The sequence below is a fragment of the Burkholderia aenigmatica genome, assembly GCF_048627025.1.
GTDB classification, from domain to species: domain Bacteria; phylum Pseudomonadota; class Gammaproteobacteria; order Burkholderiales; family Burkholderiaceae; genus Burkholderia; species Burkholderia aenigmatica.
The window spans coordinates 3,201,125-3,216,370 of the sequence record NZ_CP184468.1 but is presented as its reverse complement, the minus strand read 5'-3'; the positions used below and the strand labels follow the sequence as shown (position 1 = coordinate 3,216,370).

14 protein-coding genes are annotated in these 15,246 nt (G+C 67.4%); 6 read left to right on the top strand and 8 right to left on the bottom strand.

Annotation, left to right across the window (positions count from 1 at the left end):
- Positions 1–6: 6 nt before the first annotated feature.
- A complete protein-coding gene (locus tag ACN8ZM_RS15035; protein WP_043187339.1) occupies positions 7–873 on the top strand; it encodes an NUDIX hydrolase in 867 nt (288 codons plus the stop codon).
- Positions 874–946: 73 nt separating this feature from the next.
- Positions 947–1,831 (top strand): formyltetrahydrofolate deformylase, encoded by an 885-nt coding sequence (gene purU / locus ACN8ZM_RS15030; RefSeq protein WP_089451297.1) that lies wholly within the window; start codon positions 947–949, stop codon positions 1,829–1,831.
- Between the two features lie 156 nt (positions 1,832–1,987).
- Here purU and ACN8ZM_RS15025 read toward each other — a convergent pair whose 3' ends face one another.
- Together ACN8ZM_RS15025 and uvrA are read right to left on the bottom strand one after the other, a co-directional pair.
- On the bottom strand, positions 1,988–3,073 hold the full coding sequence (locus ACN8ZM_RS15025) for an AI-2E family transporter (protein ID WP_043187344.1): 1,086 nt from the start codon (positions 3,071–3,073) through the stop codon (positions 1,988–1,990).
- Positions 3,074–3,313: 240 nt separating this feature from the next.
- On the bottom strand, positions 3,314–6,199 hold the full coding sequence (gene uvrA, locus ACN8ZM_RS15020; RefSeq protein WP_089451296.1) for an excinuclease ABC subunit UvrA: 2,886 nt from the start codon (positions 6,197–6,199) through the stop codon (positions 3,314–3,316).
- 263 nt (positions 6,200–6,462) lie between these two features.
- Here uvrA and ACN8ZM_RS15015 point away from each other — a divergent pair, with 263 nt between their 5' ends.
- The 4 genes from ACN8ZM_RS15015 (at position 6,463) to ACN8ZM_RS15000 (ending at position 9,576) form a co-directional block, all read left to right on the top strand.
- Positions 6,463–7,650: an MFS transporter gene (locus tag ACN8ZM_RS15015; protein WP_043187349.1), complete on the top strand. Its 1,188-nt coding sequence runs from the start codon at positions 6,463–6,465 to the stop codon at positions 7,648–7,650.
- Positions 7,651–7,751: 101 nt separating this feature from the next.
- Positions 7,752–8,303 carry a single-stranded DNA-binding protein gene (locus ACN8ZM_RS15010; protein WP_043187351.1) on the top strand — a complete coding sequence of 184 codons (552 nt, stop codon included), beginning with the start codon at positions 7,752–7,754 and terminating at the stop codon, positions 8,301–8,303.
- Between the two features lie 120 nt (positions 8,304–8,423).
- Positions 8,424–8,972, top strand: a complete 549-nt coding sequence (mug, locus tag ACN8ZM_RS15005) for a G/U mismatch-specific DNA glycosylase (protein ID WP_420211003.1) — start codon at positions 8,424–8,426, stop codon at positions 8,970–8,972.
- The gene (locus ACN8ZM_RS15000) at positions 8,959–9,576 is read left to right on the top strand and encodes a DNA-3-methyladenine glycosylase (RefSeq protein ID WP_420210235.1); all 618 of its coding nucleotides are present in this window, start codon (positions 8,959–8,961) and stop codon (positions 9,574–9,576) included. Before mug ends, ACN8ZM_RS15000 begins: the two co-directional genes overlap by 14 nt.
- Before the next feature lie 7 nt (positions 9,577–9,583).
- Here the strand turns inward: ACN8ZM_RS15000 and ACN8ZM_RS14995 are convergent, their stop codons facing one another.
- The 6 genes from ACN8ZM_RS14995 to ACN8ZM_RS14970 form a co-directional block, all read right to left on the bottom strand.
- Positions 9,584–10,120 (bottom strand): GNAT family N-acetyltransferase, encoded by a 537-nt coding sequence (locus ACN8ZM_RS14995; RefSeq protein WP_420210234.1) that lies wholly within the window; start codon positions 10,118–10,120, stop codon positions 9,584–9,586.
- Between the two features lie 79 nt (positions 10,121–10,199).
- Complete coding sequence (locus ACN8ZM_RS14990) at positions 10,200–11,429, bottom strand: M20 aminoacylase family protein (RefSeq protein ID WP_420210233.1); 1,230 nt, start codon at positions 11,427–11,429, stop codon at positions 10,200–10,202.
- Positions 11,430–11,445: 16 nt separating this feature from the next.
- Positions 11,446–11,913, bottom strand: coding sequence for a 6,7-dimethyl-8-ribityllumazine synthase (locus ACN8ZM_RS14985; protein ID WP_205824658.1), 468 nt, complete (start codon positions 11,911–11,913; stop codon positions 11,446–11,448).
- Between the two features lie 62 nt (positions 11,914–11,975).
- Positions 11,976–13,451 (bottom strand): sodium:solute symporter family protein, encoded by a 1,476-nt coding sequence (locus ACN8ZM_RS14980; protein ID WP_420210232.1) that lies wholly within the window; start codon positions 13,449–13,451, stop codon positions 11,976–11,978.
- Position 13,452: 1 nt separating this feature from the next.
- Positions 13,453–13,668 (bottom strand): DUF3311 domain-containing protein, encoded by a 216-nt coding sequence (locus ACN8ZM_RS14975; protein WP_205824660.1) that lies wholly within the window; start codon positions 13,666–13,668, stop codon positions 13,453–13,455.
- 135 nt (positions 13,669–13,803) lie between these two features.
- Positions 13,804–15,237, bottom strand: a complete 1,434-nt coding sequence (locus tag ACN8ZM_RS14970) for an NAD-dependent succinate-semialdehyde dehydrogenase (protein ID WP_420210231.1) — start codon at positions 15,235–15,237, stop codon at positions 13,804–13,806.
- Between the last annotated feature and the right edge of the window lie 9 nt (positions 15,238–15,246).

Sequence of the window (15,246 nt, the reverse complement as noted above, 5' to 3'; positions counted from 1 at the left end):
TAGACGATGACGTTTCCGTGCATTGCAGCCGCGCGCCGCTTCGATCCGGCCGCGCACCTGCGTTTCGAGATCGCCGGCCAGGCGGTCGGCTGGGTGCGTCGCCAGGACGTCGCGATGCTTGCCCGCTGGCCCGACGTGTTCGAGCTGACCGATGAGCGCGTCGTGCTGTCGGCGCGCTACGACTCGGTCGATGCGCGCAGCATGGCGCTGGCGAGCGCGATCGGCGCGCTCGCGGCCGAAGGCGCGATTCCCGGCTGGCGCGACGAGATCTACGCGATCCGCAACCGCTTCGACGATCCGCCGCTCGCGTACATCGAGCGCGCCGCGTCGCGCTTCTTCGGCACACAGACTTACGCGGTGCATCTGAACGGCATCGTAGAATATGCGGTTGCACCGGGCGAGCCGTCTGCCGCGGCCGTCCCTCAGATGTGGCTCGGCCGCCGCAGCGAGACCAAGGCGACCGACCCCGGCATGCTCGACAACGTCGTTGCCGGTGGCATCGGCTGGGGCCTGGGCGTTCACGAGACGCTCGCGAAGGAATGCTGGGAAGAAGCCGGCATTCCGGCCGAACTGGCCGCGCGCGCGATCGCGGGCCGCGCGGTGCAGGTGCTGTGCTCGCTGCCGGAAGGCACGCAGTCCGAACTGATCTTCGTGTACGACCTGCCGTTGCCGCGCGACTTCGCGCCGCGCAACCAGGACGGCGAAGTGGCCGAGCACCTGCTGGCCGGTGTGCCCGAGGTGATCGGCTGGCTGCGCGCCGGCCGCGCGACGATGGATGCGAGCCTCGCGACGCTCGACACGCTGCTGCGCCATCGCTGGATCCCGGCGGCCGACGCGGCGGGTATCGACGCACTGTTCGCACCGGCCGCGTGACGCGTGCCGCGCACGCAGCCTGGCGGCGCGAACGGGCAATTTGACGAATACGGAAACGAAGGGAGTAGCGGTCATGCCGACCGATCACAGCTTTATCTTGAAACTGTCGTGCCCCGACCGGCACGGCATCGTCCATGCGGTCTCGGGCTTCCTGTTCGAGCGCAGCAACAACATCCTCGATTCGGCGCAGTTCGGCGACAGCCGCACCAGCGAATTCTTCATGCGCGTGCACTTCGAGCAGGACGGCGGCGGCGCGGATGCCGCCACGGCGCTCGACACGCTGCGCCGGGAGTTCGCCCCGCTCGCGGAGCAGTTCTCGATGCGCTGGGAAATGCACGACGCGGCCGTGAAGCCGCGCGTCGTGATCATGGTGTCGAAGATCGGCCATTGCCTGAACGACCTGCTGTTCCGCTATCGCACCGGCCAGCTGCCGATCGAGATCCCGGCGATCGTGTCGAACCACAAGGAGTTCTACCAGCTCGCCGCGAGCTACAACATCCCGTTCCATCACTTCCCGCTGATCGGCGGCTCGTCCGACGCCGCGAAGGCCGCGCAGGAAGCACGCGTACTGGAAGTGATCGACGAGCATCGGGCCGATCTCGTCGTGCTCGCGCGCTACATGCAGATCCTGTCGCCGAACATGTGCCAGCAGCTCGCCGGCCGCGCGATCAACATCCACCATTCGTTCCTGCCGAGTTTCAAGGGCGCGAAGCCTTACTACCAGGCGTTCGACCGCGGCGTGAAGCTGATCGGTGCGACCGCGCACTACGTGACGACCGATCTCGACGAAGGCCCGATCATCGAGCAGGAAGTCGAGCGCGTCGATCACAGCATGACGCCCGACCAGCTGACCGCGATCGGCCGCGACGTCGAATGCGTGACGCTTGCGCGCGCGGTGAAGTGGCATGTCGAGCACCGGATCGTGCTGAACGGGACGAAGACGGTCGTGTTCCGCTGATTCGTTGGGCGCTGGACAGCCGGCTGCGGGATGGCCGGCCCCCGGTTCGCCGGCCGCCGGATGGCCGGCCCCCGGATCGCCGGCCGCCACAAACAAAAACGCCGCGCCCTTCACGGGGCGCGGCGTTTTTTTATCGCTTCTGACGCGCGGGCTGCTTCAGATCAGCCGCAGCAGGTACAGCTCGCGCTTCAGGTACGCATAGAAGATCGGCGCGGCGATCACGCCCGGCAGCCCGAACGCGGCTTCCATGATCAGCATCGCGAGCAGCAGCTCCCACGCGCGCGACTCGATCTGGCCGCCGATGATCTTCGCGTTCAGGAAGTATTCGAGCTTGTGGATGATGATGAGGAACGCGAGCGATGCGATCGCGGTGCCCATGCTGACCGACAGCGACACGGCGACGATCAGCGTGTTCGAGATCAGGTTGCCGATCACGGGCAGCAGGCCGACGATGAACGTGACGAGCACGAGCGTTTTCGACAGCGGCAGCCGCTGGTGGAAGATCGGCAGGGCGACGAGCAGGTAGATGCCGGTGAACACCGCGTTGATCGCCGAGATCTTGATCTGCGCGAACACGATCCGGCGGAAGGCGTCGGCGAAGCGCGACACGCGCGTGACGAGTGCAGTGGACAGCGGCCGGCGCACCTTGCCGTGCTCGACGCCGATCGCGATCATCGCGCCGATGATCATGCCGAACAGCACGTGGCCGAAGCCGCGCGCGACGCTCTTGCCGCTCTGCTGGAGCTGGTCCATGTGCGAGTGCATCAGCACGGCCGCCTTGGTCTTCATCTGCTCGACGTCGACGGGCAGCAGGTTCGCGATCCAGGCCGGGGTGCGTGCACGGGTCTGCTCGACGATCTGCATCAGCTGGTCGAGCAGGCTTTGCAGGTTCGGCACCGTGCGTTCGAAGTGTTCGATGATGCCGATCGTCAGGCCCGTCAGCCCGCCGACGATCGCGATCGCCAGCAGCACGACGGCGACCCAGCGCGCGCGCATGCTCGTGGTGTGGCGTTCGATCACGGGGGCGATCGTGTGGATCAGCTGGTAGACGAGCAGGCCGGCCAGCAGCCCGCCGAGCAGCTTGAGCTCGATCACGAGCCACATCGCGACGATCGCAAACACATAGCTGCCGATCTCGAGTGCCGACAGCTTCGGCAGGCTGAAATCGCTCGTCAGCCGCACGCTGCGCAGGTGCGGTTCGCGATTCTGCGCATCGCGAGACGAGTCGGGTTGCTTCTCCATCGTGGATTCCTGTCGTTCGTGTGTCATGCCGTGGAATGCGCGGCAGAGCCGTGTTCGCCCGGCGCCGCACCGGATTGGTGCGTACGGCGAACCTTACGACCGTAAAGTATAGCCGCCATTATGGTCCGCAACGGGGCCGTTTGGCGCATGGTGTAAACGCAGAAGGGAAAACGAGAAGAGGCCGGTTGCGCGGTGCGCAGCGGCGCGCGCGGCCGGGCGGCCGCGCGCGGGAGGGAAGCGTCAGCCCGCGGCGACCTTGCGGGTCGGGCGCTTGAGCAGCGGCGCGAGGTACTTGCCGGTAAAGCTGGCCTTGGTCTTCGCGACCTGCTCGGGCGTGCCCTGCGCGATGATCTGGCCGCCGCCGGCACCGCCTTCGGGGCCGAGGTCGATCACCCAGTCGGCCGTCTTGATCACGTCGAGGTTGTGCTCGATGATCACGACCGTGTTGCCCTGGTCGCGCAGCCGGTGGATCACCTCGAGCAGCAGCGCGATGTCGTGGAAGTGCAGGCCGGTGGTCGGCTCGTCGAGGATGTACAGCGTGCGGCCGGTGTCGCGCTTGGAGAGTTCGAGCGACAGCTTCACGCGCTGCGCCTCGCCGCCCGACAGCGTCGTGGCCGACTGGCCGAGGCGGATGTAGCCGAGGCCGACGTCGAGCAGCGTCTTCAGCTTGCGCGCGATGACCGGCACCGCGCTGAAGAACTCGTACGCTTGCTCGACGGTCATGTCGAGCACTTCGCTGATGTTCTTGCCCTTGTACTGCACTTCGAGCGTTTCGCGGTTGTAGCGCTTGCCGTGGCACACGTCGCACGGCACGTAGACGTCCGGCAGGAAGTGCATTTCCACCTTCAGCACGCCATCGCCCTGGCACGACTCGCAGCGGCCGCCCTTCACGTTGAACGAGAACCGGCCCGGATCGTAGCCGCGCTCCTTCGAGGTCGGCACGCCCGAGAACAGCTCGCGGATCGGCGTGAACAGGCCCGTATAGGTGGCCGGGTTCGAGCGCGGCGTACGGCCGATCGGCGACTGGTCGACGTTGATCACCTTGTCGAAGTGTTCGAGACCCTCGATTGCCTCGTGCGCCGCCGGCTCGGCCGACGACCCGTACAGGTGGCGCGCGACCGCGTGGTACAGCGTGTCGTTGATCAGCGTCGACTTGCCGGAGCCCGACACGCCGGTGATGCAGGTCAGCAGGCCGACCGGCAGCTCGAGATCGACGTGCTTCAGGTTGTTGCCGTGCGCGTCGAGGATGCGCAGCATCCGCTCGGGATCGGGGGCCATCCGCTCGTCCGGATACTCGATCGTGCGCTTGCCGACCAGGTACTGGCCGGTGAGCGACTGCGGGTTCGATTGCACCTGCTTCGGCGTGCCTTCGGCGACCACCACGCCGCCGTGCTCGCCGGCGCCCGGGCCCATGTCGACGACGTAGTCGGCCGTGCGGATCATGTCCTCGTCGTGCTCGACGACGATCACCGAGTTGCCGAGGTCGCGCAGGTGCTTGAGCGTCGAGATCAGGCGGTCGTTGTCGCGCTGGTGCAGGCCGATCGACGGCTCGTCGAGCACGTACATCACGCCCGTGAGGCCCGAGCCGATCTGCGACGCGAGCCGGATGCGCTGCGCCTCGCCACCCGACAGGGTTTCGGCGCTGCGCTCGAGCGACAGGTAGTCGAGGCCGACGTTGTTCAGGAAGGTGAGGCGCGCGACGATTTCCTTGATCACCTTGTCGGCGATCTCGCGCTTCGCGCCGTCGAGCGTCAGGCCGTCGAAATAGCCGAGCGCGTCGCGCAGCGGCCAGCCGCTGATTTCAAAGATGCCGCGCGCGTAGTCGCCCGTGCCGATCCGCACGTGGCGCGCTTCGCGGCGCAGGCGCGTGCCGTCGCACGACGGGCACGGCTGGTTGTTCTGGTACTTCGACAGCTCTTCGCGCACCGCGACCGAATCGGTCTCGCGGTAGCGGCGCTCGAGGTTCGGGATGATCCCCTCGAACACGTGCTCGCGGATCGTCGTGCGGCCGCGCTCGTTGATGTACGAGAACGGGATCGTCTGCTTGCCCGAGCCGAACAGCAGCACCTTCCGGATTTTTTCCGGGAGATCCTCGAACGCGGCGTCGATGTCGAATTCGTAGAACGCCGCGAGACTCTGCAGCATCTGGAAGTAGAACTGGTTGCGGCGGTCCCAGCCTTTCACGGCGCCGGCGGCGAGCGACAGCGACGGGTGCGCGACGACCCGCTTCGGGTCGAAGAACGTGATCTGGCCGAGGCCGTCGCATTCCGGGCACGCGCCCATCGGGTTGTTGAACGAGAACAGGCGCGGCTCGAGCTCCTGCAGCGAGTACGAGCAGATCGGGCATGCGAACTTCGAGCTGAACAGGTGCTCGTGGTCGGTGTCCATCTCGAGCGCGATCGCGCGGCCGTCGGCGAGGCGCAGCGCCGTCTCGAACGATTCGGCGAGGCGCTGCTTCATGTCCGGGCGCACCTTGAGACGATCGACGACGACGTCGATCGTGTGCTTGTCGTTCTTCTTGAGCTTCGGCAGCGACTCGACCTCGTAGATCTTCGCGACGCCTTCGTTCGCGGCGCCGCCGCCCGAGCGAACGCGAAAACGCACGAAACCCTGCGCCTGCATGTCCTCGAACAGCTCGGCGTGCTCGCCCTTGCGGTTCGCGACGACGGGCGCCAGGATCATCAGCTTGGTTTCCTCGGGCAGCGCCAGCGCGGCGTCGACCATCTGCGACACGCTCTGGGCTTCCAGCGGAATGTCGTGGTCGGGGCAGTACGGCGTGCCGACACGTGCGTACAAAAGTCGCAGGTAGTCGTGGATTTCCGTGACCGTGCCGACGGTCGAACGCGGGTTGTGGGACGTCGCCTTCTGCTCGATCGAGATCGCGGGCGACAGGCCTTCGATCAGGTCGACGTCGGGTTTCTCCATCAGTTGCAGGAACTGGCGGGCATACGCAGACAGGCTTTCGACGTAGCGGCGCTGGCCTTCGGCATAAAGGGTGTCGAACGCGAGCGACGACTTGCCCGACCCGGACAACCCGGTAATCACGACCAGCTTGTGGCGCGGCAGGTCGAGATTGACGTTTTTCAGGTTGTGGGTTCGTGCCCCACGGATACGGATCTGTTCCATGAACCTGGCGAAAATGGAGGGAACCAAACCTGCTACTATAACGGCTTTTCGAGGCCGTCGTTTGGGGCCCCCAGCCTTAGCAGCAGGTGGCAGCAAGGTGGCACCTGCGCCGGGAAAGCGGCCGCGCCGCGTGGTTCCGGGTGGCCTGCGGGCTGCCTGAATCCTGCCCCGACGTGTCGCCCGCCAAGCCCCCGGGCCGCTGGTCCTGATCTTCCGCCGCCCGGTGTCGGGCGGACATTCCGATCATTCGAAATTCATTCCCGATGTCCAATCCGTCTGCCACGTCTTCCCGCATGACCGCGCCCGAATTGCGCGCGACCACGTCGCTCGCGGCGATCTTCGCGCTGCGCATGCTCGGCCTGTTCATGATCATGCCGGTGTTCTCGGTCTACGCGAAAACCATCCCGGGCGGCGACAACGTGCTGCTCGTCGGTATCGCGCTCGGGGCCTACGGCGTCACGCAGTCGCTGTTCTATATCTTCTACGGCTGGGCGTCCGACAAGTTCGGCCGCAAGCCGGTGATCGCCACCGGCCTCGTGATCTTCGCGATCGGCAGCTTCGTCGCCGCGTCCGCGCACGACATCACGTGGATCATCGTCGGCCGGGTGATCCAGGGGATGGGCGCGGTGTCGTCCGCGGTGCTCGCGTTCATTGCCGACCTGACCTCCGAGCAGAACCGCACGAAGGCGATGGCGATGGTCGGCGGGTCGATCGGCGTGTCGTTCGCGGTCGCGATCGTCGGCGCGCCGATCGTGTTCCACTGGGTCGGGATGAGCGGGTTGTTCGCGATCGTCGGCGTGCTGTCGATCCTCGCGATCGGCGTGGTGCTGTGGATCGTGCCCGACGCGGCGAAGCCCGTGCACGTGCCGGCGCCGTTCGCCGAGGTGCTGCACAACGTCGAGCTGCTGCGCCTGAACTTCGGCGTGCTGGTGCTGCATGCGACGCAGACGGCGCTGTTCCTCGTCGTGCCGCGCCTGCTGGTCGATGGCGGCCTGCCGGTCGCCTCGCACTGGAAGGTTTACCTGCCGGTGATGGGGCTCGCATTCGTGATGATGGTCCCGGCGATCATCGTCGCGGAAAAACGGGGCAAGATGAAGCCGGTGCTGCTCGGCGGCATCCTGGCTATCCTGATCGGCCAATTGTTGTTGGGCAGCGCGCCGCATACCATCCTGATTGTGGCAGCGGTTCTTTTCGTGTACTTCCTGGGTTTCAACATCCTGGAAGCGTCGCAGCCGTCGCTCGTGTCGAAGCTCGCGCCTGGCTCGCGCAAGGGCGCGGCCACGGGCGTCTACAACACCACGCAGTCGATCGGGCTCGCGCTCGGCGGCATCGTGGGCGGCTGGCTGCTGAAGCACGGGGGCGCCAATACGGTGTTCTACACCTGCTCAGGGCTCGTTGCCGCGTGGCTTATAATCGCGGCCAGCATGAAAGCGCCGCCGCGCAAGGCCTGAACTTACTTCGGGCAGGCACCGGCGGCGTTCGCCGGCTTGCCCGGCGGGCCGCACCGACAGCATGCGCGGGCGGCCCGGCATCGAATTTACTGGAGAAACACATGGCATCCGTCAACAAGGTCATCCTCGTCGGCAATCTCGGCGCCGATCCTGAAGTCCGTTACCTGCCGAGCGGCGACGCGGTTGCGAACATCCGTCTCGCGACGACCGACCGTTACAAGGACAAGGCGAGCGGCGATTTCAAGGAAATGACCGAGTGGCATCGCGTCGCGTTCTTCGGCCGTCTGGCGGAAATCGTCAGCGAATACCTGAAGAAGGGCTCGTCGGTCTATATCGAAGGCCGCATCCGCACGCGCAAGTGGCAGGGTCAGGACGGCCAGGATCGTTACTCGACCGAAATCGTCGCGGATCAGATGCAGATGCTCGGCGGCCGCGGCGGTGCGGGCGGCGGCGGCGGTGGTGACGAAGGCGGTTACGGCGGCGGCTACGGTGGTGGTGGCGGCGGCCGTGGCGAGCAGATGGAGCGCGGCGGTGGCGGCGGCGGTCGTGCCGGCGGCGCACCGCGTGGCGGTGCAGGCGGCGGCGCGCAGAGCCGTCCGAGCGCACCGGCAGGCGGCGGCTTCGACGAGATGGACGACGATATCCCGTTCTGATCGGCAAGCCGGCATCCAGCATCACGATGGGCCCGAATGTCCGAGTCAAGCCAGCTGCTTGGCCCGGGTCTTCGGGCCTTGTTTCGTTTACGTCGATGTTTCTTGCGCGCCAGGCAAACCGTGGCTGACGAACTCCCCGACCTCATCGCTCCGCATCTCGACGTGCTGTTCTGCGGGATCAACCCGGGCCTGACCGCGGCCGCGACCGGGCATCACTTCGCGGGGAGAAACAACCGCTTCTGGCGCGTGATCCATCTCGCGGGCTTCACGCCGGTGGAAATTTCGCCGCAGGACGATCGCGCGATTCTTCAATATGGCTGCGGCCTGACGGCGGTGGTGAAGCGGCCAACCGCGAGTGCCGACCAGCTTTCCCGTGCGGAATTCATCGCCGCGGCTGCCGAGTTCGAGCACAAGGTGGCGCGCTATGGGCCGCGCTTCGTCGCTTTTCTCGGCAAGGCGGCGTACTCGGCGCTTTCCGGGCAGCGAGAAATCGAGTGGGGATTGCAGCCGGCCCGGATGCAGGGATCGAGCGTCTGGGTGCTGCCCAATCCGAGTGGGCGAAACCTTGCGTTCAGTCTCGACGACCTGGTCGACGCATACCGTCAGCTTCGTCTGCAGGCGAAGACCGTTTCCGGTCTTCAACCGGAGGGGCGGGATGCGGCGCAGTGACACCGCGCCCCGGTGGCCGGGCACCGTGCTGCCGCGCGCGTTCTTCGACCGCGTGGCTACCGACGTCGCGCCGCAACTGCTGAACAAGATCCTCGCGGCAGCGGACGGCCGGGCCGGGCGGATCGTCGAAGTGGAAGCCTATGTCGGCGCAATCGACCCGGCCGCGCATACCTACCGCGGCAAGACGCCGCGCAATGCGACGATGTTCGGGCCGCCCGGCCACCTGTACGTCTATTTCACCTATGGCATGCACTGGTGCTGCAACTGCGTGTGCGGCCCCGATGGCACGGGAACGGGTGTGCTGATCCGTGCGCTCGAGCCGCTGCATGGGCTCGAACGGATGCGTGCGGCACGGCCGCCGCAGACGCGCGATCGCGATCTGTGCCGCGGGCCGGCCCGGCTGACGCAGGCGATGGGGATCGGCGGCGCGCAGGACGGCATCGATCTGGTGCGCGCCCGTGACGGCTTCGCGATCGTTGACGACGGCACGGCGCCGCCCGAACATCCGTTGAGCGGGCCACGCATCGGCATCCGCGTCGGCCAGGACTTCCCGTGGCGATGGCGCGTGCCGGGCAACCGCCATGTATCGGGGCCGCGCGTCTGATTCGCGGCTAGCCGGCCCGGGGGCCGCGATGTTCGCCGGGAGCATCGCGGGCATCGAGCACGCGTTGCAGAAAGACGAGGTCCAGCCACTTCCCGAACTTTGCGCCGACCTGCGGCAGGTACCCCACCTGCTCGAACCCGAGCGCCTTGTGAAGGCCGATCGATCCGGTATTCCCGGCTTCGATGCCGGCGATCATCACATGCTTGCCGAGCGCGCCCGCCCGCGCGACGAGTTCCAGCATCAGCAGCTTGCCTACGCCGCGGCCCCGCTGATCCTGCCGCACATAGACCGAATGCTCGACCGTATGGCGATAGCCGTCGAACGCGCGCCAATTGCCGAACGACGCATAGCCGAGCACGTCGCCGGCCGCATCGACCGCGACGATGACCGGATAGCCCGCGTGCGAGCGGTCATCCAGCCACTTCACGCGGTTTGCGACATCGACGGTCGTGTCGTTCCAGATCGCGGTGGAGTGCTCGACCGCATCGTTGTAGATCGCGGTCACGGCTGCCATGTCCGCGACGACTGCATCTCGTATCAACATCGTTTCCTCGCTTCGAAGTCGTCAATGGTTTGCCGGGCATGCGGCCATGCGCGGCAATCGAGCCCGGCCGGGTGCGGGATCAGGGACGCGCCGGCGCGAGCCGGTCTTGCCCCGCGACGGCGGCCGGTCGCTCGTCGTAGTACGCATGTGCGAGTTCGACCCAGTAGCGGACGCCGTCGCGAATGATGTCGTCGTTGAAGTCGTACGCGGGGTGGTGCAGCCCGACGCCGGCCTGCCCGCGCGGTGCGTTGCCGATCAGCGCGTAGGTGCCCGGCCGGGCTTCGAGCATGAAGCCGAAGTCCTCCGACGTCATGTTCGGCGGGACGTCCGCGTGCGTTGCGGCATCGCCGAACGTCCGGCGCATCACGCGCTCGCACAGCGCCGTTTCGGCCGGCGTGTTCACCGTGGCCGGGTAGTACTGGAAGAACTCGACGTCGATCGCGGCGCCGTGCGCGATCGCGAGGCCGCCGCACAGGCGCGCGACGTCGGCCTGGAGCTTGTCGAGGACGGCCGACGACAGCGTCCGGATCGTGCCGCGCAGCTCCGCCGAATCGGGAATCACGTTGTCCGTGTCGCCCGCGCGCATCATGCAGACCGAAATCACGGCCGGCGCCACCGGATCCTTGTGCCGTGCGGCCAGCGTCTGGCATTCGAGCACCACCGAGCAGGCGAGCGGCACCGGATCGAGGCCGAGATGCGGCTGCGCGGCGTGCGCGCCCTTGCCGCGCACGGTGATGCGAAAGCGTACGCCGGCGGCCATGATCGGGCCGACCCGCAAGCCGAATTCACCGGCCGGCAGGCCGGGCCAGTTGTGCATGCCGAACGCGGCTTCCGTCGGGAAGCGCGCGAACAGGCCGTCGTCGATCATTTTCTGCGCACCGGCGCCACCTTCCTCGCCGGGCTGGAACACGAAGTGCACGGCGCCGGCCAGCGGCGGCAACGCCTTGAGCACGCGCGCGGCGCCGAGCAGCATCGCCGTGTGCCCGTCGTGTCCGCACGCATGCATGATCCCGTCGTGGCACGACGCATGCGCGAACGTATTGGCTTCGCGGATCAGCAGCGCATCCATGTCGGCGCGCAGCACGATGCCGCGCGATGGATCCTGGCCCGGCAGGCTCGCGACGACGCCGGTGCCGGCCATCCCGCGATCGACCGCATAACCGAGCTGCGCGAGATGGCTCGCGACGACGTCGGCCGTGCGATGTTCGTCGAATCTCAGTTCGGGGTGCGCGTGAAGGTCGCGGCGGACCGCGCGCAGCGCGTCGTCGCCGGTCGCGAGCAGCGTGTCCAGATCAAGAATGGGTTTCATGGTGCGGTGTGGTTCATCAGGATGACGATTCGATCTGCTTCAGCGCGCGCAGCATGCCGGCGCACGCGTCGGCCACTTCGCGCCCCTTGTCGAGCAGGTGCTGCCGGAAGAACGCGTGATGTTCGTCGTGCGCGTGAAAGCGATGGGGCGTGAGCGACATCGAGAAAACGGGCACGTCGGTGTCGAGCTGCACGCGCATCAGCCCGTCGACGACGGCCTGGGCGACGAACTCGTGCCGGTAGATGCCGCCGTCGACCACCAGCGCCGCGCCGACGATCGCGTCGTATTCGCCGGTTCGGGCGAGGCGCCGCGCGAACAGCGGAATCTCGAACGCGCCCGGTACGTCGAAGCACGCGATCTGCGCGGCCGGCACGCCGTGCTCGGCCATGCGGGCGTGAAAGGTGTCGCGCGCGCCATTCAGCAGGTCGGCGTGCCAGCCGGCCTGCACGAACGCGATGCGCGGCTTGTCGGGAGTAGGGGTCATGGTGTTCACCGGCGCGGCCGGGCCCGGTTCGGGGGCCGGCCGCGCGTATCGATACAGCGGTTTCAGGAGGCGTCGGCCGACAGTTGCCGCGCGCCGGCCGTGCGCCGCGTGAGCAGCGAGACGATCACCAGGGTCGCGATGTTGAAGACCAGTGCGACGGTGCCGACGTTGAGGTCTTTCAGCGCATCGGGCAGGAGCGGGAACAGCGTCGCGACCGATTTTTTCGTCAGCGACACCCAGGCCACGGTGGCCTCGCCGACGATGATGCTGGCGAACGCGGCCGGCCGCGTGACGAACTGCTTGCCGACCAGGCTCGCGACCAGCGCCGGGAACAGCTGCGTGACGAGCGCGTAGGCCATCAGCAGCAGCGCGACGATGGTCTGGCCGCCGTTCAGCGTGAACAGCACGGCCACGGCCATGATCGCCGGCGCGAGCCACTTCGCGACGAGCGCCACGTGCGCGCTGCTCACGTGCGGGCGCAGCGGGCGATAGACGTTGTTCGCGAGCAGCGTCGACGCGGTCATCAGGATCATCGAGCCGGGCACGAGCGCGGTCAGCACGCCGGCGGCACCGATGATGCCGACGAACCACGGGTCGAACGTCTTGAGCGACACCTTGAACAGCGCGAGGTCGATGGCGCCGCCGGTGAGGCCCGGCACGACGAGCACCGCCGAAAAGCCGACGAACAGGATGAACAGCAGCATCAGCTGATAGACCGGCAGCACGAACGCGTTGCGACGCAGCACCTCTTCGCGCTTGGCCGTGTAGATCGCCATGAACATGTGCGGCCACATGTAGAAGCCCAGCGTCGACAGCACGACCGTCGACACCATCCACACCGGGCTTTCGCCGACGTCGCGCAGCGCGAGGAAGCCGGGTTTGGCCTGTTCGATCGCGACGAACATACCGTTGACGCCGCCGTAGTAGTGGTAGGGCAGGTACAGGCCGAGGAACACCGCGACGAACATCACGAGTGCGTCCTTGACCACCGACGTCCACGCGGAACCGTGCACGCCGGAGAGCGCGACATACAGCGCGACCACGCACGCGCCGATCACGATGCCCTGGTTCGACGACAGCGCCGCGTACGACGACACGCTGACGATGATGCCGAGCCCCTTCAACTGCAGCACCAGGTACGGAATCAGCGCGGCGAAGCCGACCAGTGCGACGAGCACGCCCAGCGCGGGGCTGTCGTACTTCGCGGCGAAGAAGTCGGGCTGCGAGATCAGTCCGCGCGCCTTTGCGTAGCGCCAGATCGGCGGCAGCAGGAAGTACGACAGGATGAACGGCAGGCTGCCGTAGCCGAGCAGGTAGTACGCGCCGGCGCCGTGGCCATACGCATACCCGCTGCCGCCGAGGAACACGAAGGTCGTGTAGATCTCGCCGGCCATCAGCAGGAACACGATCGCGGCGCCGAAGCCGCGTCCGCCGACCGCCCATTGCTCGAGGCTCATGGTCTTGCCGCGGCGCGCCCGGATACCCAGGAACAGCGCCAGCGCGACAACCAGAGCGATGAAGATCAAGGCGCTGTTCATGTCAGGCTCCTTCGTGGTCGACGCGGTTCGCGGCGAGCCGCGCGCGATCGGCATAGAAAATGACGGCCATCACGACCGACGTGATCACGAGCGCGCTCGATAGCCATGCGAGCAGGAACGGGATGCCGAACACGTATGGCGTGACGCGATTCAGGAAGAACGGACCGACGAGAACCATCAGGACAGGCAGGACTGCTAATAGATGGACGGGGCGCATGAATGATCTCCAGAGTGTGCCCTTGTGATTGTCGGGGGCGCGTGCACGGCCGATGACGATCGGCCGGCGCCCGCGCGCCCGCTACGTTTGCGGTGGCGCGTCCGGCATGCTCACCGCATCAGGTCCGCCGTCGGGTTACGCCGGATCCATGAGGTGCGAGATGCTCTTGACGTGCGTATAGCACTCGAGCCCCTCGGTGCCGCCTTCGCGCCCGTAGCCGCTTTCCTTGACGCCGCCGAACGGCGTTTCGGAGACGGCCGACACCAGGTGGTTGATGGCCAGGTTGCCGACCTCGAGCGCGTCGCCGAGGCGGTACGCGTTCGACGACGAGCGCGTGAACGCATAGCCGGCAAGCCCGTACGGCAGGCTGTTCGCGCGTTCGATCGCTTCGTCGAGGCTGTCGACCGGCACGATCAGCGACAGCGGGCCGAACGGCTCTTCATGCATCGCGCGCGCATCGGCGGGCACGTCGGCCAGCGCGGTGAACGGGAACACGTAGCCGGGGCCGGCTGGCCGCTGGCCGCCGCAGACGAGCCGCGCGCCGCGCGTGAGCGCGTCGTCGAGCAGCGCCTGCAGCGCGTCGCGCCGGCGTGCGTTGACGACCGGGCCGATGTCGCTCGTCGATTCCAGCGCGTGGCCCGCGCGGACCGCGCCGCCATGGCGGGCAAACGCCGCGACGAACGCGTCATAGACGCTCCGGTGCACGAAAAAGCGCGTCGGCGCGACGCATACCTGCCCGGCGTTGTTGAGCTTGCCGTTGACGCATGCCTGCGCCGCGGCATCGGGGTCGGCGTCCTCGCAGACGATCACCGGCGCATGCCCGCCGAGCTCGAGGATCGCCGGTTTCATCGCCTGCGCGGCGAGCCCGGCGAGGTGCTTGCCCACCGGCGTGGACCCGGTGAAGGTGATGCCGCGCACGACGGGGCTCGCGATCAGGTGCGCCGAGATCATCGCCGGATTGCCGAACACGAGGTTGAACACGCCGTCGGGCAGCCCGGCGTCCTTGAACGCCTGCGCCATCAGCACCGCGCCGGCGGGCGTTTCCTCCGCGGCCTTCAGGATGATCGCGCAGCCGGCCGCGAGTGCGCCGCCGACCTTGCGCGCCGGCGAACTCATCGGGAAGTTCCACGGCGTGAACGCGGCAATCACGCCGATGGGTTCGCGCACGACCGTGTGGCGCATGCCCGGCGCGGCCGGGATCACGCGACCGTACAGGCGCTTGCCCTCGTTCGCGTCCCACGTCATCAGGTCGCAGCCGCGCAGGACTTCCGCGCGGGCCTGCGCGAGCGTCTTGCCTTGCTCGAGCGAGATCGCGTACGCGATCGCGTCGACGCGTTCCTTCAGCAGCGCGATCGCGCGCAGCATGATTTCCGCGCGCTGCGCGGGCGGAGTGCCGCGCCAGATCCGGAAGCCGCGTTCGGCGGCGGTGAGCACGTCGTCGAGGTCGGCCGCGCGCGCGGTCGGCACGGTGCCGATCGTCGTCTCGTCGGACGGGTTGACGATCGGCGTGCCGGGCGCGCTGCGCCACTCGCCACCGATCAGCATCTTGATATCGGGATAGGAATGCATGTCAGGGTT

Bases quoted from the DNA above. Each gene is read 5' to 3' on its own strand.
- ACN8ZM_RS15035 (WP_043187339.1), top strand. From the start codon at position 7: ATGACGTTTCCGTGCATTGCAGCCGCGCGCCGCTTCGATCCGGCCGCG.
- purU (WP_089451297.1), top strand. From the start codon at position 947: ATGCCGACCGATCACAGCTTTATCTTGAAACTGTCGTGCCCCGACCGG.
- ACN8ZM_RS15025 (WP_043187344.1), bottom strand. From the start codon at position 3,073: ATGGAGAAGCAACCCGACTCGTCTCGCGATGCGCAGAATCGCGAACCG.
- uvrA (WP_089451296.1), bottom strand. From the start codon at position 6,199: ATGGAACAGATCCGTATCCGTGGGGCACGAACCCACAACCTGAAAAAC.
- ACN8ZM_RS15015 (WP_043187349.1), top strand. From the start codon at position 6,463: ATGTCCAATCCGTCTGCCACGTCTTCCCGCATGACCGCGCCCGAATTG.
- ACN8ZM_RS15010 (WP_043187351.1), top strand. From the start codon at position 7,752: ATGGCATCCGTCAACAAGGTCATCCTCGTCGGCAATCTCGGCGCCGAT.
- ACN8ZM_RS15000 (WP_420210235.1), top strand. From the start codon at position 8,959: ATGCGGCGCAGTGACACCGCGCCCCGGTGGCCGGGCACCGTGCTGCCG.
- ACN8ZM_RS14995 (WP_420210234.1), bottom strand. From the start codon at position 10,120: ATGTTGATACGAGATGCAGTCGTCGCGGACATGGCAGCCGTGACCGCG.
- ACN8ZM_RS14990 (WP_420210233.1), bottom strand. From the start codon at position 11,429: ATGAAACCCATTCTTGATCTGGACACGCTGCTCGCGACCGGCGACGAC.
- ACN8ZM_RS14985 (WP_205824658.1), bottom strand. From the start codon at position 11,913: ATGACCCCTACTCCCGACAAGCCGCGCATCGCGTTCGTGCAGGCCGGC.
- ACN8ZM_RS14980 (WP_420210232.1), bottom strand. From the start codon at position 13,451: ATGAACAGCGCCTTGATCTTCATCGCTCTGGTTGTCGCGCTGGCGCTG.
- ACN8ZM_RS14975 (WP_205824660.1), bottom strand. From the start codon at position 13,668: ATGCGCCCCGTCCATCTATTAGCAGTCCTGCCTGTCCTGATGGTTCTC.
- ACN8ZM_RS14970 (WP_420210231.1), bottom strand. From the start codon at position 15,237: ATGCATTCCTATCCCGATATCAAGATGCTGATCGGTGGCGAGTGGCGC.